The sequence below is a fragment of the Streptomyces sp. NPDC101194 genome (assembly GCF_044767885.1).
Taxonomy (GTDB): Bacteria; Actinomycetota; Actinomycetes; order Streptomycetales; family Streptomycetaceae; genus Streptomyces.
In genome coordinates this window covers 165,496-184,585 of the sequence record NZ_JBIWOS010000005.1, presented here as the reverse complement: position 1 = coordinate 184,585, position 19,090 = coordinate 165,496, and the positions used below count along the sequence as shown (strand labels likewise).

Genomic DNA, 19,090 nt, shown 5'->3' with positions numbered 1-19,090 from the left:
GCCGCTCAGGACACCGCCGAAGCCCGCACGGTGACGGCCCGGTTCACGTCGGACCGGGCCGTCACCGTGCGGCACGCGGGCCACGGCAGCCCCACTGAGCGATCAGGGCCCATCGAGTGGTGGTGCGTTGCCGTCGTGGGGTGGCACGCCAAGGGCGGTTCTCAAGCCCGGAACCGGTGGGCGAAGTGCTCAAAGGACGGCGCGCACCAGAAGATGGCGGTCTTCTGGACAGCGACGTCGTCCAGGTCGTTCTGCGGCTCGTCGAAGATGTCGCTCTGCGCCCCGTACTCGTAGTCGAGGTGGGAGTGGACGACGGACAGGTGGCCGGACGGGCGTAAGTCCGGGTACCGGAAGACGCCATCCAGCAGATCGGATTGGAGGAATGGGGAGTTGGTACGCACATCCGGCCCGGCCGTAAGGTCGCCGCATGCGACTCACCGTCCTCGGCGGCTGCGGAGCCTGGCCGACCGGACAACAGGCCTGCAGCGGCTGTCTCGTTGACCGTGACGGCTTCCGGCTGCTGATTGACCCGGGGTACGCGACTCTCAGTGGCGCATCCGGCCGCGTACGAACAGGGCGACCAAGGTGACCGCCGCGATGGCGCAGACCACCATGCCGACAACCAGCAGGGCTATCCCGGTGTCGCTGATGCCTGGCACGACCTGGTGCACACTCATTCCGCCGGCGTCGGTGACCTCCCGCTCGGTGTCCGGGTGGCCCGTGATGTAGAGGACCATGGCACCGATCGCGGCCAGGCATGTCGCGCTTCCGGCCAGCAGCCAGCCGCCTGTCTTGCGTTGCCACTCGTCGCCGGAGAGCCGGGTCGCGTCCGGGCAGCGGTTCAGCACTACGAGACCCAACTCCCCGTGCTGATCGGTAAGCCCGTCAAACCGGACACGCCTGCCGTCGGCGAGGCCGAGGACACAGCGGTATCCGGTGCCGAGCCGCGCGGTGAGCGCGTTGTCCGTTTCGCTGCTCTTGACGGTGACTGTGGCTATCTGGTCCCAGGGCCAGCCCGCCTTGCCGCGCCGGGAACCGTGTACCAGGCCGTGTTCTCGCACCTCGAAGTACTCAGCCGCCCCGCCGCGTACCGCTCGCACGGCCTGCGTCACCGCGATGAACAAACCGGACAGCCCGAGGCCGATCAGCACACCGATCATCTTGCGGCCGCCGGCCGACTCGCCGTCGCCGGTGCCGGACAGGGCCCACAGGCCCACACAGCCGGTGGGGACGCCGATCACGAGTGCCCAGCCGGCATTCTCCCATCTTTTCCGGTTGGCCACCCCATGCCTGCTGATCACCGGGCCGAGATCATCGAACATATGTGTCTCATTGATCACCGGGCAAGTGAAGCACTTTGCCATCTCGGCCTCAAGGCTGTGTTGGTTGGGCGAACGCGGGCCGTCGGCCGCGAGGTGGACGCCGAGTTCCTGGCGTACGTCTCCCCGGCCCGCAGTTCGGGGTCATCTGCTATTGGCTCCATCACCGTCCACTACGACCGCGAACTCGTACAGCTCGACGAGGAAGGACACCGGAGACGTCCTGCCCGCCACCTACCAGGCCACTGCCGGCCTCGTCTCCGACCGCACCGCGACAGCCTGAACAACAGCTGTCCAACGGACCACCACACCCTCAGCCGCTATCACGCACCAGCTCGTAGGCGCGGGTCACGCCGACTCGGTGACGTCGGCGCCGTCCACAGTCCGCACCCGGGCACGCTGCCGGAGAGCGCCATCGCCCACGCTGTGTGAGCGGCGAGAACTCGGCATACAAAGATCACCCGGTTCGTGGTGTCGGGGCCCATCAACGCTGCGTACACAGATCAACTCCAGTAAGCTGACCGCGCGTTAGGAAGTGGCAAGGCCGCGAGTCGACTGCGTGGGATGGCGGGAAGGCCCAGATGGAACCTGCGTTCGCCGTCCTCATCGGAGCTCTGATGAACCTGTTCGTTCACATTCACCGGGCTCCGCCCTGCGACTGCTTCCGAGGCCGGGGGTTGCGTGCGAGGTGGGCGGGACGGCCGATGCCCCTCGTGGGGGAACAGGCCGTCAGAGCCCTGGCCGGCTCGGGCGATTCACCGGGCTCGTTTCAGTCACGCAGCCGTTTGTCTGCAATGCCACCTTTTCGCCCTGCACGAACGGTCCACGGACTGTTCACGCATTGCCACACATCACTTCTGTCCGCCAGTTCTCCGGAGACCGTGCTCACCCCCCTTTGAGGGGAGCGAACCGCTGCGCCGTTCTTCGAAGGCTCGACCCTGAAATCTAGGACCACTCTCCGTGACCTTGTCCTCAAAAATCGCCCTTGCCCTCGGCGTCTTGTCCCTTCTCCTAGCAGTCTGGGCGCTGCTCCTGGCACGCTCGCGCCGCAAACACATACGACGGGGCAGAGAGTTGTCCGCGGAGGCGCAGGCCGCCAGTTCCCGTGCGCAGGCTGCCGAGGGCCGCGCCCGCACCGAGGTGCAGAACAGGCAGACCGCAGACTCCCGCACGCAGGAAGTCAGTACTCGCGAGGCGGAGCTTCTCGACGAAGTACGTCACATGGTCTCCCAGCGGCTCCCCGCTCTCGCACTGCACCTGATCAGCTCTCATCACCCGGTCCCCGGACTGCTGCACAAGAATCTCGTGGGGTCCGAGGCCGGACAGCTCCTCGACGCGCTGCCCGAAGCTGTCTCTGGCATCGTCCTCAAGGAACGGCGCCGCATCGACGCCGCTGCTCGGGCTGCCCTGCGCGGCGCGACTCAGGAGTCTCAGGCTCTTTCCTACCGGCTGCAGACGAATATCGTGGGTCTTCAGCACGAGTTCAGCGCGCCGCCCCGTCTGACGCAGAGCCTGCTTGAATCCGACCACCTCAATGAGCAGAACCTGCGCCTCACGCAAAGGTCCGCCATCGTGTGCGGAGGCTGGCCGGGTCACGTCCGCAAGGACACCTATGTGGGTGAGGTCGTCAGTGGCGCCTCCTCTCGGCTGCGCGGCTTCGAACGCGTCAACATCGTTTCTCGGCACAGTCTTTCCAGCATCGGAGTGGTCGGGCGCGCAGCCGAGCCTGTCGCCGTGGTCTGCGCCGAGCTGATGGCCAACGCGCTGGAGCACTCCCGTGACGACTTCATGGTGGACGTCACCTTGGTCCAGACCGGCAACGGCAGTGTGTGCATCACGATCGACGACGCCGGCAAGGGTATGACGTCGGAGGCGCTCGCTCGCGGCCGAGGCCTGATATCGGGTGAAAGGCAAGAGGTGATGCTCCTTGAGCTCGGTGACCCGCCGTCCATGGGCTTCGCCGCCATCGGCCGCCTCGTCGCCGACTATGGCCTCCGCGTCTCCATCGACAATTCCTCTCCCTATGGCGGGGTGCGCGCTGTGGTGTCAGTTCCCGAGAACTTGCTGATGTCGATGGACGAGAACGCCATGCCTCCGTCGGTCCTGGCGCCCCAACCTGCCGCGGCACCTCAGGCCCACAAGCGGCCCGCGGCCGCCGAATCGCCGGCATCCCCGTCCGCGCCCAGCGGCGCAGCGGAGCTGCCGCAGCGCCGCCGCCGATTCTCAGCGACAGCCACCAATGACGACGCCGCCGTGGCGCCCCGCCCCTTGGACCCGGAAGATACCGGCGCCCTCTGGAGCGATTTCCAAAGTGGCCTCACCGACGGCCGGTCCGTCACCGATTCGGAGTAAATGCTGTGATCACGCCTGAAAACCACGATATGACCGGCTCGTCCGCCTGGGTCCTGAAGCCCATCACTGAGATCCCTGGTGTCCGGCACGCCCTGACCATGACTCTCGACGGGATGGTCCAGGCCACCTCCGAGAAACTCACCAAGGACGAGGCGGACGGCATCGGCGCGATGACTGCCGCGTTGCACTCCGCCTCCCGCGCCGCCACCAACGCCGTTCTGGGAGTACCCCCGAGCACTCCACTCAAGACCGTCACCTCACACAATGATCAGGGCATCTACATGGTCATGCCGGTCGGCGAAGGAACCAACACCCTGATCGCGGCGGCGGGCGATCAGGACATGCCCATGGGGGTGGTCGCGGCCACCATGGCCCGCCAGGCCATGAAACTCGGGGAGCAGATAATGTCCGTTCCCGCCCGCGCCAGTGACGGCACGTCATGAGTCGCGGTCAGGAACAGCGACGTCTGCTTCCGGCCTACCTGGCCACCGGAACCAGTCCCGGCACCGGCCTCTCGGGCACCCTTGATTCGCTGGCTGCCCTGCGCGCCAGCGGTCTGCCCCTCGCCAGGTTCCACACGGCGGTGCACCAGCGCGTGGTCGAGCTCGTTACCGACGGATCTCTCAGCGTCGTCGAACTGGCCGGCTACCTCGGCCTCCCGGTCAGCGTGACTCTGGTACTTGCCGAACAACTCGTCACTGACGGGCAGTTAAAGGCCACCGTTCCAATCCCGGACGCTCTCCGCGCGTCGAACGATGGCCGACCGTCGAAAGAAGTCCTGGAAGAGGTTCTGAGTGGACTCCACGCTCTCCTTGCCGCCTAGCTCGTCTCCCGTCTACCTGCCTGAGGGAGAACACCGAAGGATCAAGATCCTCGTTGCCGGGCCGCTCGGAATCGGCAAGACGACCGTAGTCAAGTCGCTGTCGCAGATTCCGACACTGCACACCGACGAGGTCATGACGAACGCCGCCGTCGCCACCGACGACCTCAGCCACGATGTCCTACGTGACAAAACCACCACCACGGTCGCCATCGACTTCGGCCGCCTGACCCTGCCGGGCGACAAGATCGTTCTGTATCTGTACGGAACTCCCGGGCAGCGCCGCTTCCTTCCTCTGTGGGAAGGCATCGCGTTCGGAGCGCTCGGTGCCCTCGTCCTGGTCGACACCCGGCGGCTCAAGGACTCCTGGGAAGTGATGGAACTCATTGAGGAGCGCGGTTTGCCGTACGCCGTCGCTGTCAATGTCTTCCCCGACTCACCCAAATACGACCTGGCGCTCATCCGTTCGAAGCTCGACCTCGCCCCAGAGACACCACTGGTCACTTGTGATGCACGAGAGAGGAACAGTGGCCTGCACGCCCTCGCTCAACTGACCGCCCATTCCATATCCGTTGCCGGAGTCAAAGCCTCGTGACGCTCACACCAGCCGAAGCACCCGTGTCCCTGCACGGGGCCGAACACGCCGCCAACCCGCAGCGCAGCTATGAACTGCTGCGCATGCAGGGACCGGTCGGCGTAGCCGAGGTGGCCCCCGGTCTCGTGGTCAACCTGATCACCGACTACCGGGCCGCCCTCGACCTCCTCCAGGACACCGATACATGGACCAAGGACACCCGGAGCTGGCTGCCGCAGGTGCCGGAGGACAGCCCGATCCGGCCCCTGGTGGAGTGGCGGCCGAGTCTGTTCTTCGCCGACGGCGAGACACACGCGCACCTGCGACGTGTGATCACGGACAGCTTCGGTCTCCTGGACCCGAACGATGTACGTGTCCTGACATTCCGGTACGCCGACACGCTGCTTCAGGAATTCGCTGATACCGGGAGCGTCGACCTCGTCCGCCAGTACGCGCAGCAGCTGCCGCTGATGGTCTTCAATGCTCTGTTCGGCATGCCGGACGAGGAGGGCCCGCGGCTCGTGTGGGCGCTCGAGGCGATGATGGACAGCGATCCGGAAACACAGGCGGCGGGCGGGCGGTCGTTCGGCGCCTACCTCGACACTCTGTACAGGACGAAGGCGGAGCAGCGCGGCCACGACTTGACCTCCTGGTTCATCGATCACCCCAATGGGCTGAGCCAGGAAGAGGCCGTCAACCAGATCCTCATCACCCTCGGGGCTGGGAACGAGCCGCTGTGCAATCTCATCGCCAACACGCTCGTCCGCATGCTCAGCGACGACCGTTATTTCGGCACCCTGACCACCGGGAGCCTGCCCATCCAGCACGCCATCGACGACGCGCTGTGGCACGACGCGCCGCTGGCCAACTACAGCGTCCACTTCCCCAAGAAGGACGTGACCTTCCACGGCGCTCGCATCCCCGCAGGTTCGCCCGTCATGGTGTCGTACGCCGCCGCCAACACCTGTCCTCACTCGGGCATGCCGACGGACGGCTACCGCTCGGGGAACAAGGCCCACCTGGCCTTCGCCGCAGGGCCCCATACATGTCCCGCCCGTGACGTCGCCACACTGATCGCCACCGCCGCCATCGAGAGGCTCCTGACCTACCTGCCGGACATCGAACTGGACGTTCCCGCCGACAAGCTGGCCTACCGCCCTGGGGCTGTCCACCGGACGCTCACTGCGCTGCCGGCACGATTCACCCCGCTGACCCCCGACGCCAACGGCGCCACTCCCTGGAGCCGGAGCCCTTCCCGCCCCGAGCGGGACACACCATTCTCCCCGACGTCAGGCAGCACTGAGGCGTAGAAGCCTTATCACCTGCCGTCGATCGTCACGTCGCGGTGGTGTCGCCCGGGAACCGGTCGGCACCACCGCCAAAGCCCTGAGGAGGGGACGCGGGTCCGTTGGCCCGTCCTCTGCAAGAACGGAACCGCGACGACGGTTCTCGAACGAAAGAGGATCTACCGCCGGTGACACAAACCCTTCCCACTGCACTGCCCGACCTCTCTTCCCTACGACAGAAGGTGGGCGCGGCTCTGACCGGATTCCTGGACACCAAGGAACGTGCCGCGCCGGGAATCGAACTGCTCTACCTGACCACTGCCCTACGCGGACTCCTGACCGGCGGAAAACGACTTCGGTCCCTGCTGTGCCTGTACGGATGGCAAGCTGCCGGAGCAACAGGTGACATGACTGCTGCCGTTCGCGCTGCCGCCAGCCTCGAACTCTTCCAGGTGTTCGCCCTGGTACACGACGACGTGATGGACGACAGTGACATCCGCCGCGGGCAGCCGTCCGCCCACCGTGCGCTGGCCACCGCGTATACCGACAGCGGCGGTCCGGGCAGCCGGGCCGAGGCGCACGGTCTGGGCGCGGCCGTCCTTCTCGGCGATCTGGCCCTGGTGTGGTCCGATGAACTCCTCCGAACCGCGGATCTCGGCCCGGGGCGGCTGGCCCAGGTGCTGCCCCTGGTGGCCGAGATGCGGAGCGAGGTCATGTACGGCCAGCTCCTGGACTTGCAGACCACCGGCCGCCTGACCGGCGATGTGGATACCGCACTGCACGTCATTCGATACAAAACGGCTAAATACACCATAGAGCGGCCCCTGCACATAGGGGCGGCAGTGGCCGGAGCGGCCCCGCCCGTACTCGATGCCTGCACCGGTTTCGGCATACCGCTGGGAGAAGCGTTTCAGCTGAGGGACGACCTGCTCGGGGTCTTCGGCGATCCCGTCAAAACGGGCAAACCAGTGCTGGACGACCTGCGCGAGGGCAAGGGCACCGTTCTGATGGCGCTCGCGGTCCAGCGAGCTTCCACCGCCGAACTGAAAACACTGCGCGAGCTCGTCGGCCGAAGCGACCTCGACGAGGAACACGCAGCTGCGATCCGCGCGATCCTGAACTCCACCGGCGCCCGGCAGACCGTGGAGGAAATGATCACCACACGACGGGCCGCCGCCCTCGCCGCCCTGGACAACGCTCCCTTCCCCCGAAGTGCCACAGCCTCCCTGCGCAGACTCGCCCTGGACGCAACGGCCAGGCAGACATAAGGCATCGCCGCACTCCGCCAGCCAGAACCCCGAGGAGGAAGTCGCCCCATGAGCATCAGCACGCCCATTGGCACATCCTACGCCGAACGAGCCACCGACCTGGTGGCCAGGGTCAACCAGGACAGATGGGGAAGCGTCCGTCCCTCCCTGTACGAGACAGCCCGCGTCCTCTCGGCGGCGCCGTGGCTGCCCGAGGAGTCACGGCGGATCACGTACCTGCTGGAACAGCAGGCGCCCGACGGCAGTTGGGGGGAGGGGCCGCTGCCCTACCGGCTTCTGCCGACACTCAGCGGGGTGGAGGCCGCACTGGCTGTCCTGCGAAGGGGAACCCCGTCCGTAGAGGTCACCGGCCGGCTCACGGCAGCGGTGAACAGAGGCCTCGACGTACTGCGATCACTGCCATCGGCGGGCCCGTGGCCGGACACGGCCGCAGCGGAAATACTCGTACCCAGCCTGGTCGCCAAGATCAACGGGAAGCTTGACTCCCTGGTGACCGGCGGGGACATGCCCGGTTTCGGTGGCCCCCGGCTGCCGGTTCCGGGCGGCTTCCACGCGGCGACACCCGCTTCCGTGGCCAGGCGATACGAGTCGGCGGGCAGCCTGCCCGTCAAGTTTCACCACACGTTCGAGGGCATGGACAGCCACATACCGCCGTCTCTCGTCCCCGACGTCGAAGGTCTGTTGGGCAGCTCGCCGGCCGCCACCGCGGCACGGGCAACGCAGTCACCTGCCACTACTGCTCAGGCCGTCGACGACCTCACCGCAGTGGCGCAGCGCTACGGCGGCCTCTTCCCCGAGGCCGCGCCCCTCTGCGTGGTCGAGCGGCTATGGGTCGCCGCCGCGCTGGCTCGCGCCCACCTACCCGCTGCCGCTCTTCCCACTGTCCGCGGGTGGGCCGAGGAGATCTACGATCCTCAAGGCGTGCGCGGTGCGCCCGGCCTCATGACCGATGCCGACGACACCGCCATGGCGGTGCTGGTCGCCTCACTCGTCGGCCTGCCGTACGACCCGGCACCGCTGGATCTGTTCCACAACGGCAGCCACTACGACTGCTACATCGGCGAGGACACCGGATCGATCACCGCGAACGCCCACGCCCTCCAGGCCCTCGTGAGCCACCTGCGGCGCTGCCCGAGGGCAGAGCACACGTACGGACCCCGAGCGGCGAAGCTGTGCGAATGGCTGACCGACCAGCAGCAACCCGCAGGGCACTGGACCGACAAGTGGCATGCCTCCCCCTACTACGCGACCGCGCGCACCGTCACCGCGCTCGCGCGGCATGGCGGTCATCACGCGGTCAGGGCCGTCCGGAAGGCCGCCGCGTGGACCACTGACACTCAGCGCGCCGACGGCTCCTGGGGCGTGTGGGGCAGCACCGTCGAAGAGACCGCATACGCCGTCAAAGTGCTGCTGAGTGCCGCCACCCTCACACCGCAGCCGCAGCACACCCGGGCACTTGACCTTGCTGAAACGTATCTGCGCGCCGCCTCGGACTCCGGCCTCCAGCACCCCGCGCTCTGGCACGACAAAACCCTGTATGCGCCCACTGCAGTGATCGAAGCGGAGGTGCTCGCCGCGCGGGAGTTGCTGCGGACACGTCGCCCAGCCGCATGTACAACGGCGGATGTGGAAAGGACGGACGCGTGACTCCCGACATAGATGTGACTGCCGACGTGGACGTTCCGCCGACCGCTCCGGGGCGGCTGCCGGTCATCGGACACGTTGTACCTCTGCTCAGAGACCGCCTGGAGTTCGTCGAGCGCCTGCGCACCTACGGGCCGATCGTCCGTATGTCGGTCGGTCCCAAGAAGGTGACCGTGGTCAACTCGCACGAGCTGATCCACGAGATGCTCACCAGCAAGTCGGGCTCCTTCTCCAAGGGGTTGCTGGGCGAGAAGCTGAAGCTCTTCGGCCAGTCGGCCCTGCCGGTCGCGGAAGGCGGACCCCACCTGCATCGGCGCCGTCTGCTCCAGCCCGCCTTCCACCGTGAGCAGATCAGCGGGTACGTCACCACCATGCGCGAAACGGTGGAGCCGTCCATCGCGGGCTGGCGTGAGGGGGAACTGCTCGACCTGAAGACCGAAATGGGGCTCATGGCCCAGGACGTGGCCATGTCGGTGCTGTGCTCCTTCCGCGCGGAGCAGGAGCGGGCGCGCGCGATCCTCGACGCCGTCGACACGGTCTTCACGGCCGCCATCTGGCGCACCATGGTTCCCGTGTCCTCGTTGGAACGGCTTCCCACCCGCAGAAACCGGCGGCTCAAGTCCGCCCGCATCCTGCTGCGCAGCGAGGTGGCGGACATCATCGCGGAGCGCCGGGCGAACCCCGGCGCCCACGACGACCTCGTGACGCTGCTCCTGGAGGCCCGGGACGAAACCGGTGCGCCACTGCCCGACAACGAGATCCTGTCGGAGATCATCGGATTGCTGGCCGCGGGGTCCGAGACGACGGGAGTCATGCTGGCCTGGCTGTTCCACGAGCTGGGCCGCGACCCCGAGCTGGAGCGCAGGCTTCACGAGGAGGTCGACTCCGTGGTCGGAGAGGGCCCGATCACCGCCGAGCACGTCCCTCAACTCGCCTTCACCCGTCGACTGGTCAGTGAGACCCTGCGCCTGCACCACGCCGGCTGGCTGGTGACCCGACAGGCCACCAAACCCGTGCGCCTCGGTCAGGTCGGCCTGCCCGCGGGGGAGCAGGTGCTGTGGAGTCCCTACGCACTGCACCGGGACCCGGCCCTGTACCCCGACCCGCTGCGCTTCGACCCCGACCGCTGGCTGCCGGAGCGCCCCCAGCCGCCGAGGGGTGCCTTCATCCCCTTCGGGTCGGGAAAACGCATGTGCATCGGCGACGCGTTCGCCTGGACGGAGTCGGTCGTCATCACGGCGTTCATCGCCTCCCGATGGCGGCTGCGGCCCGTTCCCGGCGCCACCGTGGAACCGGTCGGGCTGCTCACCGTGCACCCGTCGGACCCCCGTATGGTCGCCGAAACCAGGCAGCGGGCCGTCGCGGGGACAGCCGTATGAGCCACACCCGCGGCGCGGACACGCGTACCCTGCCCATGCCCGATCTCCGAGGCTCTTTCCCCGGCCCCTTCGCGACCAGCCCGTATGCCGACGACATCGAGGAGCAGACCGCTCACTGGCTCCGGACCTTCCCCTTGATCGGTTCACCCGGCGAGGCGAAGGCCCTCTGCAACATCACGGCCCAGGGAGTGGCCCGTGTCCTGCCCACGGCGGACCGGGACGGTGTGTTCCTCTGTGCCGATCTCTTTCTGTGGCTCACCGCGTTCGACGATGTACACGGCGAGGCCGAAGGAAGCCGTGACACGGCCCGTCTGGTCCGCCGTATCAGTCACTGTGTCCACCTGCTGGCCGGCCACGACGAGCCGGCGGCCGGTGACGACGCCTGCATCGCCGCTCTGCGGAACCTCCTGCACCGGTTCCGGGAGCGGGCCACGCCCACGCAGTACCTGCGGCTCACCGCGCACCTGCGGGACAACCTCTTCGGCATCCTCTGGGAAGCCCATCACCTCGGCAGGCCCGACCAGATCACCCTGAGCGACTATTGCGCGATGCGCCCACACACGGTCTTCGTCCGGACCGTTATGGCGACTGCGGAAGTGGTGCTCAGGTACGAACTCACCGAGGATCAGCGAACCTCGGCATCGGTGCGGGAGTTGGAGAAGGCCGTTGCCGACCTTGCCGGGTGGATCAACGACCTTGCCTCGTATGCGAAGGAGAAAGATCGAGGCGGCCAGACTCCTCTGAGCCTGCCGACACTGCTGATCCGACACCGTGAGTGCGACCTCGAAGGGGCGTTCCGCCTGGCCTCCCGCATGTGTGAGGACCAAGCCTCCACCGCGCGCCTTCGAATCACCGAACTCGCCGCCAACAGCAAGAAAGCACTCGCGGATCATGCCGACGCCATGGAAGCAGTCGCAGCCTCCTACGTGTGGCACATAGGGCACGCCCGCTACCAGGGTTAGGCACGCCACCCATGGCCTGAGGAGCCTTGTCCTATCGATCACGCGGGCGGTTCTGTTGATCCTGTGCTCCGTCACAGACGCAGAGGGACGGCGCCCACTCCGTCTGGGGACTGCAGACGTCCGAGACGCGCGCGAGTGATTTCTTCGTGCCCGCACCTCCTGGACGCTGTTTGCATCGGACCGGCCTGAAGTGCTGAGACCGCCGACGCCAGCCACTCGGCGGCGTCGGCGGTCTCTGAGCCGGGGCGGCGCAAGAAGCCCGGAGACCGCTGACTCGCAACACGTCCTTGTGCCTCACGACCAATTGAGGCACTCCGGTCGGGCTCCCGTCACATGACGATTCGAAGGCAGCCGTACGACGGTCCCCGAGTGAGGTACCACCGGCCCCTGCCCGCGTGATGTGTCAGTTCGCCGTTGAATCCATTCGCCGCCGACCGGCCGGGAAGCCGTCGTGCAGAGGCCGTTCAGATGGAAATGCCGTCGAGTGCTGCCGACACGGTCAGTTCTGCGGCCGTGGCAGCCCGGACCTCGTCGACGGTGACGCCGGGAGCGAGTTCGACGAGGAGGAATCCGTCTCCGGTGACATCGACGACGGCGAGGTCGGTGATGACGCGCTGGACGACGGCACGGCCGGTGAGCGGCAGGCTGCATTCGCCGACGAGCTTGGGGCTGCCGTCCTTGGCGGTGTGCTCCATCAGGACGATCACCTGGCCGGCGCCGTGGACGAGGTCCATGGCACCGCCCATGCCCTTGACCATCTTGCCGGGGATCATCCAGTTGGCGAGATCGCCGGAGGAGGAGACCTGCATGGCCCCGAGGACAGCGGCGTCGATGTGGCCGCCGCGGATCATGCCGAACGACAGGGCGGAGTCGAAGAAAGAGGCTCCGGGCAGCGTGGTGACGGTCTCCTTGCCCGCGTTGATGAGGTCGGCGTCGAGTTCGTCCTCCGTCGGGTAGGGGCCCACCCCGAGGATGCCGTTCTCGGACTGAAGAACGACCTCGACGCCGGGCGGCAGGTAGTTGGGGATGAGAGTGGGGAGGCCGATACCAAGGTTGACGTAGCTGCCGTCGGTCAGTTCGCGGGCGGCGCGGGCCGCCATCTGCTTGCGGGTGAGGGCCATGTCAGGCGTCGCCTTCCTGTCGTACGGTCTGGCGCTCGATGCGCCGCTCCGCCGCGGGGTCGCCGGGAGTCACCCGGACCACACGTTGGACGAAGATGCCGGGCAAATGGACCTCGTCGGGATCGAGCTCGCCCGGTTCGACGAGGTAGTCCACCTCGGCGATGGTGATCCGGCCCGCCACAGCGGCCAACGGGTTGAAGTTGCGGGCCGAGGAGCGGAAGACGAGGTTGCCGTGCCGGTCGCCGATGGCCGCCCGGACCAGCGCGAAGTCAGTCGTGATGCTGCGCTCCAGAAGGTGCGGGCGCCCGTCGAACTCCCGTGTCTCCTTGGCGGGGGAGGCGACGGCTACCGACCCGTCGGCCGCGTACCGCCAGGGCAGTCCGCCCTCGCCGACCTGGGTTCCGGTGCCCGCAGGAGTGTAGAAGGCGGGGATGCCGGCGCCGCCGGCCCGCAGCCGCTCTGCCAGCGTTCCTTGGGGGACGAGTTCGACCTCGAGCTCTCCGCTCAGGTACTGGCGGGCGAACTCCTTGTTCTCGCCCACATAGGAGCTCGTCATGCGGGAGATCTGCCCGGCGGCGAGGAGCAGGCCGAGGCCCCAGTCGTCGACGCCGCAGTTGTTCGAGACGATCTTGAGGTCGTTCACCCCGCTCTGCCACAGAGCGTTGATCAACGTGCCTGGTATTCCGCACAGTCCGAAGCCGCCTACGGCGAGCGAGGCGCCTTCCGAGATGTCGGCCACCGCCTCTGCCGCGCTCGCGACTGTTTTGTTCAGACCCATACGGAACCCTTTCTCTCAGGCGACCGGGTCGACCTGCTGGTCGGCGCCGATGCCATGACCAACGATGGGCAGCGAGCCTAGGCAGGCGGCGGAGCGACAACTATGGCTGCCGTCCACACATCACCCCCCTCCTGTGTGGCGACTACCACTGGTGTTGGTGGGGCCCCGGCGGGGACGCAGGCGTGGCGCGGCCCCGGTGGGTGCTGTTCGTCCACCGGGGCCGCGGGGGTGGGGCTCAGGCCGAGCAGCCGGAGTCCGCGACGATGTAGTAGCCGGGCGCGGTCTGCTCGTGCCCGGCCGCGAGCCGCGCGGGCAGACCGCCTGCCTGTCGATGGTCAGGCTCACGGCGGTGGGCGCCACCTGAAAGCCAGGTTTTATAGCGGCTGCTCACATGGGAGAAGCCAGGGGGATCTCCCTAACGTCTCCGGCCATGACGAACACGTTTCCCACCCCGGTTCCCTTGCCGTCGCCCGCGGCGGCGATCGACCTGAGCGGGCGTACGGCGCTGGTGACCGGCGGCGGCAGTGGCATCGGCCAGGCCTGTGTGCTCGCCCTGGCGCAGGCGGGGGCCGACGTCCACGTGGCCGACCGGGACGGCGCGGCTGCGAAGGCAGTGGCCGAGATCACCGGCGGCACAGCACATGTGGTCGACCTTGCAGACGGGGGAGCCGTCGACCTTCTCCCGTCCCGGGTCGACATCCTGGTGAACAACGCAGGCCTCCAGCACGTCGCACCGCTCACCGAATTTCCGACGGAGCGCTTCGAGCTGATCCAGAAGGTGATGGTCACCGCTCCGTTCCTGCTGATGCGCCGCGTGCTCCCGCACATGTACGCGCAGGGCTGGGGCCGGATCGTCAACGTCTCCAGCGTCCACGGACTGCGGGCCAGCGCCTACAAGTCCGCCTATGTCGCCGCCAAGCACGCCCTGGAGGGGCTGAGCAAGGTCGCCGCGATCGAGGGCGCCCCGCACGGAGTCACGAGCAACTGCGTCAACCCCGGGTACGTCCGAACCCCCCTTGTCGAGGGCCAGCTGCGCGATCAGGCCGCCGCGCACGGCATCAGCGAGGGAGACGTGCTCTCCAACGTCATGCTGGCCCGCTCGCCCGTCAAGCGGCTCCTTGAGTCGGAAGAGGTCGCCGCCGCCGTCCTGTGGCTGTGCGGCGCCCACACCGGCTACCTCACCGGCGCATCCCTCCCGCTCGACGGCGGCTGGACCGCGGGCTGAACCACGGCCCCGGCCGGCCACGCATCTCGTGCAGCCCCCGCACCACTCCGTCCCGTCCGTTCGTGAAACCGGTGAAACCATGTCTGACACCACCATGCCGAGAGGCGGCATCAGCCGCATCGTCGCCGCGAGCCTGATCGGCACCACCATCGAGTGGTACGACTTCTTCCTCTACGGCTCCGCCGCCGCCCTCGTCTTCAACACGCTGTTCTTCCCCAGCGCCGACCCACTGGTGGGCACGCTCATCGCCTTCGTCACCTATGCCATCGGGTTCGCCGCCCGGCCGCTGGGCGGCGTCGTCTTCGGTCACTTCGGCGACAAGATCGGGCGTAAGAAGCTGCTGGTGGTCAGCCTCCTGATGATGGGCGGCGCGACCTTCGCCATGGGCCTGCTGCCCACCTACGACAACATCGGCGTCTGGGCACCGATCCTGCTGACCGTGTTGCGCCTGGTCCAGGGTTTCGCCCTGGGCGGCGAGTGGGGCGGGGCCGTCCTCATCGTCTCCGAGCACGGTGGCGACAAGAACCGTGGCTTCTGGGCGTCCTGGCCGCAAGCCGGTGCTCCCGGCGGCAACATGCTCGCCACCGGTGTGCTGGCGCTGCTGGCCGCATTCCAGTCGGAGGCGGCCTTCCAGTCCTGGGGCTGGCGCGTGCCGTTCCTCCTGTCCGGGCTCCTCGTGCTGATCGGCCTGTGGATCCGAGTCTCGGTGTCCGAGTCCCCGGTGTTCCTCGAAGCGCAGGCCAGGGCCGAGGCCGCCGCCGAACAGGGCGCGAAGGAGAAAGCCCCGGTCATCGAGGTGTTCCGGCGCAGCTGGCGCGAGGTCCTGTCCGCTATCGGCACCCGGTTCGGCGAGAACATTTCCTACTACATCATCACCTCCTTCATCCTCGTGTATGTCACCGCACACCTGGACCTGCCCAAGAGCACCGCACTGAACGCCGTCCTGATCGGATCCGCCGTCCACTTCGTCACGATCCCCGCGTGGGGCGCGTTGTCCGACCGCATCGGCCGACGACCGGTCACCCTGTTCGGATCCGTGGGCATGGCCGTCTGGGCGTTCGTCTTCTTCGGCCTCGTCGACTCCACCTCGTTCCCCGTGATCACCCTGGCTGTGACCGTCGGCCTGCTGCTGCACGGGGCGATGTACGGACCGCAGGCCGCGTTCATCTCCGAGATGTTCGACACCAAGGTCCGCTACTCCGGCGCCTCGATGGGCTCGCAGCTCGCCTCGATCCTCGCCGGTGCCCTCGCCCCGATCATCGCCGTCGAGCTCCTCAAGGACTACGAATCGTCCGTCCCCATCTCCCTCTACCTCTGCGCGGCGGCCGTGATCACCACCATCACCGTGGCCGTCACCCGGGAGACCCGTGGCCGCGACCTGGCCCGCTCGCGAGACGAGGAAGACGAGGCGGCGGCCCACGCCCCCGCTGTCACGGCGGGCGACCCGGCCTGAACCTGCCGCACACATGAGCTGCCCGGTCCGCCGTTGGAGGAAGCGGCGGACCGGGCCTGCTGCGCAGCCCCCCACGACACCCGCCCGAGACGAGGCTCCACGACCGCGGACCGCAGCGCACACCCCCGGACATCGCCCCGGCCACCAACGGCCACCGAAGAGGCCGCGCGACGCCTGGTCTGCCTCCTGGCCGCCTGCGCTCCTGCCGAGGAGCTCGCCCTCCGACCGGCCCGTTGACGCACCGACGGCGTGGACGAGGCGGAGGCGGCCCGGATCGGGGAGACCACCGAGGCCGCCCTCGCCGTGCGGCAGGTACTCGACCAGTACCGCCGCCGCGAAGCGGAACTGGTGGCGCTGTTCGACACCGCAGGCGACCTGGCCGGCCTGAGGGACCTGGCCGCCGTACGGCGCACCATTGTCCGGCGGGCACGAACCCTGCTGGGCGCCGATGTCGCCTATCTGACCCTCAACGACCCCGTAGCGCACGACACGTTCATGCGCGTCACCGACGGCTCCGTCTCTGCGGCTTTCCAGCAGCCGTTCCGGCCGCGCATCGAGCGTGATGGCCGGCCGCCGTCGCAGGTGCGGATCGAGGCCGCCCGCGTCAGTCGACCATTTCCATAAACTATGAATATAAAAATGCTATGTTTCGAGCATGAGTCGTCAAGACACCGCTCCTGGCGCGTCCGCCGCCATCGGCGCAGCCCTCTACGGCCTGGCCACCAGGGCCGCGAGACGCCTGCCCCGCGACATGAGCCTGACGTCCGCCGCCACCCTGGCCACCCTGGACCGGACCGGCCCGCGGCGCATCACCGATCTGGCCGCGGTCGAGGGCGTCACCCAGCCCGCGATGACCGCCCTGGTCCGGGTGATGGAGGAGTCCGGCCTGGTCGAGCGGCGGGGCGACGCGTCCGACAAGCGGGTCACGCTGGTGTGCCTGACCGAGGCCGGCGCCTCCTACGCCCGGACGCGGCGCCAGGCGGGCGTCCACGCGTTCGAGCGGTTGATCGGCGAGCTCACCGGCGACGAGGTCGAGGCGCTGGTGGCGGCCCTTCCGGCGCTGAAGCATCTGGCAGAGCTCGAAAGTCAGGACCGCGAAGTGCCGAAGCAGTGACCGGGCAGCCGGTCGGCGGGGTCGCGGTGAAGGCGTTCCCGGTGGCGCGTTCCGAGGCGCGGCTGCTGGTCCCCGCCCTGATGTTCATCGCTCTGGTCGTGGCGGCGGTCGGCAGCCTCGGGACGCCGCTCATCACCAGCGTGGCGACCTCGTTCCACGTCACGCTCGGCAGCGCGCAGTGGACGCTGACCGTCGCGCTGCTCAGCGGCGCCGTCGCCACGCCGGTCCTGGGCCGGCTCGGAGCCGGCCCGCACCGGCGGGCCACGATCCTCGCCACGCTGGCGGTCGTCGTCGCCGGCAGCGCGCTCACCGTGCTGCCGCTGCCGTTCGCGTGGCTGCTGGCCGGCAGGGCGGCCCAGGGAGTCGGGCTCGGGCTGACGGCGCTGATGATGGGCGTGGCCCGGGACCACCTCCCCGAGGAGCGCAGCGCGGCCGTGATCGCCCTGATCTCAGTGGTCTCGATCATCGGGGCCGGCGTCGGCTACCCGCTCGCCGCACTGCTCGCCGAGCTCGGCGGGGTACGGGCCGCCTACGGCCTCGGCCTGGTCGTCACCGCCGCCGCCCTCCTGACCGCGTGGCGCTCCATGCCCGAAGCCCCCGAAGGCCGCTCCGCCCACGTGGACGTGGCAGGCGCGGTCGTCCTGGCCGCTGCGCTGCTCCTGGTGCTGTTCCTCGCCGGCGAACGGAATCTGTGGAGCCGGCACTTCGCCGTGGCGGCGGGCCTCGCCGTCGTCGCGGTGGTGCTGCTCTGTGTCTGGGCCGTCATCGAGCTGCGCAGCACGACGCCCCTGGTCGATGTGCGGGCGGTGCGGCACCCGGCGGTCGCCGGGGCGAACCTCGCCATGTTCGTCGGCGGGATCGGCATGTACCTCCTGCTCACGCTCATCACCCGGTACGCGCAGACGCCGCACGGCGCCGGCTACGGCTTCGGGCTGACGACCTTCGTCGCCGGGCTGGTCCTCATCCCGTTCTCGGTGCTGGGGTTCGTCGCCGGCAAGCTCACGCCGCGGGTCCGGACGCGGATCGCCGACCCCCTGCTCCTGGCCGGCAGCGCCGTCGTGGTCGGCGGCGGGTTCGCCCTGTTCGCGGCGGCCCGGTCGGACCTGGCCGAACTGTTCGCGGCGATGGGCGTGCTCGGCTTCGGCGTCGGCGGCTTCTCGGCCGCGATGCCCGGCGTCATCCTGGCCGTCACGCCCAAGAGCGAGACGTCGAGCGCCATGAGCTTCAACTACGTCGTCCGCAGCGTCGGGTACTCCCTGGGCAGCGCCATCGGCGGCCTGATCCTCGCCGCGGGCCCCGGCCCCGGCCACCTCTTCCCCGACGACAGCGCCTACACCACCGCAGCGCTGGTCGGCATCGGCGCCATGGCGATCACGACGCTGGCAAGCCTCGCTCTCACCCGCCGGCGCTCGTCCGAGACCAACCCGTAAGTCAGATGCACTCATCCCCACACTGGAGGTTCCATGCCCAAGGGCTACTGGGTCAGCGTCTACCGCACCATTTCAGACCCTGAGAAGCTGGCTGCCTACAACAAGCTGGCCGGTCCGGCCGTCCGGGCCGGGGGCGGTCGGATACTCGCCCGTGACGGTCGGGTCGTCGCACACGACGCCGGAATCGCCGAGCGCACCATCCTGATCGAGTTCGACAGCTTCGAGCAGGCCGTCGCGGCGCGCGAGAGTGCGGCCTACCAGGAGGCGCTGGTCGCCCTCTCCGACGGCGTCGAACGCGACTTCCGCATCGTCGAAGGCATCGACTGACCGAGGTCCAGTCGGATCTTCACTGAAGCGCCGTGGTG

18 protein-coding genes and 1 pseudogene are annotated in these 19,090 nt (G+C 68.3%); 15 read left to right on the top strand and 4 right to left on the bottom strand.

Annotated features, from left to right (window positions below; genetic code table 11):
- Positions 1-161: 161 nt before the first annotated feature.
- Complete coding sequence (locus tag ACIRP2_RS20760) at positions 162-401, bottom strand: hypothetical protein (protein WP_404252273.1); 240 nt, start codon at positions 399-401, stop codon at positions 162-164.
- 144 nt (positions 402-545) lie between these two features.
- The gene (locus ACIRP2_RS20755) at positions 546-1,322 is read right to left on the bottom strand and encodes a hypothetical protein (protein WP_404252271.1); all 777 of its coding nucleotides are present in this window, start codon (positions 1,320-1,322) and stop codon (positions 546-548) included.
- A 957-nt stretch (positions 1,323-2,279) separates the two neighbouring features.
- Between ACIRP2_RS20755 and ACIRP2_RS20750 the strand changes: the two genes are divergently transcribed.
- The 9 genes from ACIRP2_RS20750 to ACIRP2_RS20710 all read left to right on the top strand — a co-directional run bounded on the left by ACIRP2_RS20750 (position 2,280) and on the right by ACIRP2_RS20710 (position 11,604).
- Positions 2,280-3,671: an ATP-binding protein gene (locus ACIRP2_RS20750; RefSeq protein ID WP_404252269.1), complete on the top strand. Its 1,392-nt coding sequence runs from the start codon at positions 2,280-2,282 to the stop codon at positions 3,669-3,671.
- Positions 3,672-3,676: 5 nt separating this feature from the next.
- Positions 3,677-4,114, top strand: a complete 438-nt coding sequence (locus tag ACIRP2_RS20745; RefSeq protein ID WP_404252267.1) for a roadblock/LC7 domain-containing protein — start codon at positions 3,677-3,679, stop codon at positions 4,112-4,114.
- On the top strand, positions 4,111-4,494 hold the full coding sequence (locus tag ACIRP2_RS20740) for a DUF742 domain-containing protein (RefSeq protein ID WP_376216338.1): 384 nt from the start codon (positions 4,111-4,113) through the stop codon (positions 4,492-4,494). The genes ACIRP2_RS20745 and ACIRP2_RS20740 overlap by 4 nt, the downstream gene beginning before the upstream one ends.
- On the top strand, positions 4,466-5,086 hold the full coding sequence (locus ACIRP2_RS20735; protein WP_404252265.1) for a GTP-binding protein: 621 nt from the start codon (positions 4,466-4,468) through the stop codon (positions 5,084-5,086). Before ACIRP2_RS20740 ends, ACIRP2_RS20735 begins: the two co-directional genes overlap by 29 nt.
- On the top strand, positions 5,083-6,375 hold the full coding sequence (locus tag ACIRP2_RS20730) for a cytochrome P450 (RefSeq protein WP_404252263.1): 1,293 nt from the start codon (positions 5,083-5,085) through the stop codon (positions 6,373-6,375). The genes ACIRP2_RS20735 and ACIRP2_RS20730 overlap by 4 nt, the downstream gene beginning before the upstream one ends.
- Positions 6,376-6,539: 164 nt before the next feature.
- Positions 6,540-7,619 carry a polyprenyl synthetase family protein gene (locus ACIRP2_RS20725; protein ID WP_404252261.1) on the top strand — a complete coding sequence of 360 codons (1,080 nt, stop codon included), beginning with the start codon at positions 6,540-6,542 and terminating at the stop codon, positions 7,617-7,619.
- 48 nt (positions 7,620-7,667) lie between these two features.
- Entirely contained in the window at positions 7,668-9,266 is a 1,599-nt protein-coding gene (locus tag ACIRP2_RS20720) for a prenyltransferase/squalene oxidase repeat-containing protein (protein ID WP_404252259.1), read from the top strand.
- Positions 9,263-10,642 carry a cytochrome P450 gene (locus ACIRP2_RS20715; protein ID WP_404252257.1) on the top strand — a complete coding sequence of 460 codons (1,380 nt, stop codon included), beginning with the start codon at positions 9,263-9,265 and terminating at the stop codon, positions 10,640-10,642. Before ACIRP2_RS20720 ends, ACIRP2_RS20715 begins: the two co-directional genes overlap by 4 nt.
- A gap of 35 nt (positions 10,643-10,677) precedes the next feature.
- Positions 10,678-11,604 carry a terpene synthase family protein gene (locus tag ACIRP2_RS20710; protein WP_404252255.1) on the top strand — a complete coding sequence of 309 codons (927 nt, stop codon included), beginning with the start codon at positions 10,678-10,680 and terminating at the stop codon, positions 11,602-11,604.
- A 464-nt stretch (positions 11,605-12,068) separates the two neighbouring features.
- Here ACIRP2_RS20710 and ACIRP2_RS20705 read toward each other — a convergent pair whose 3' ends face one another.
- Entirely contained in the window at positions 12,069-12,725 is a 657-nt protein-coding gene (locus tag ACIRP2_RS20705) for a CoA transferase subunit B (protein WP_404252253.1), read from the bottom strand.
- Position 12,726: 1 nt separating this feature from the next.
- Complete coding sequence (locus ACIRP2_RS20700; protein ID WP_404252251.1) at positions 12,727-13,503, bottom strand: CoA transferase subunit A; 777 nt, start codon at positions 13,501-13,503, stop codon at positions 12,727-12,729.
- A 430-nt stretch (positions 13,504-13,933) separates the two neighbouring features.
- Here ACIRP2_RS20700 and ACIRP2_RS20695 point away from each other — a divergent pair, with 430 nt between their 5' ends.
- The 6 genes and pseudogenes from ACIRP2_RS20695 to ACIRP2_RS20670 all read left to right on the top strand — a co-directional run bounded on the left by ACIRP2_RS20695 (position 13,934) and on the right by ACIRP2_RS20670 (position 19,052).
- Complete coding sequence (locus tag ACIRP2_RS20695; protein ID WP_404252249.1) at positions 13,934-14,728, top strand: 3-hydroxybutyrate dehydrogenase; 795 nt, start codon at positions 13,934-13,936, stop codon at positions 14,726-14,728.
- Between the two features lie 79 nt (positions 14,729-14,807).
- On the top strand, positions 14,808-16,181 hold the full coding sequence (locus ACIRP2_RS20690) for an MFS transporter (protein ID WP_404252247.1): 1,374 nt from the start codon (positions 14,808-14,810) through the stop codon (positions 16,179-16,181).
- Positions 16,182-16,355: 174 nt separating this feature from the next.
- A pseudogene (locus ACIRP2_RS20685) lies at positions 16,356-16,718 on the top strand (diguanylate phosphodiesterase); the annotation flags it as partial.
- A 214-nt stretch (positions 16,719-16,932) separates the two neighbouring features.
- Positions 16,933-17,295, top strand: coding sequence for a MarR family winged helix-turn-helix transcriptional regulator (locus ACIRP2_RS20680; protein WP_404252879.1), 363 nt, complete (start codon positions 16,933-16,935; stop codon positions 17,293-17,295).
- Positions 17,292-18,725, top strand: a complete 1,434-nt coding sequence (locus ACIRP2_RS20675) for an MFS transporter (protein ID WP_404252245.1) — start codon at positions 17,292-17,294, stop codon at positions 18,723-18,725. Before ACIRP2_RS20680 ends, ACIRP2_RS20675 begins: the two co-directional genes overlap by 4 nt.
- A gap of 33 nt (positions 18,726-18,758) precedes the next feature.
- Positions 18,759-19,052, top strand: coding sequence for a DUF1330 domain-containing protein (locus ACIRP2_RS20670; RefSeq protein WP_404252243.1), 294 nt, complete (start codon positions 18,759-18,761; stop codon positions 19,050-19,052).
- Positions 19,053-19,090 lie beyond the last annotated feature (38 nt).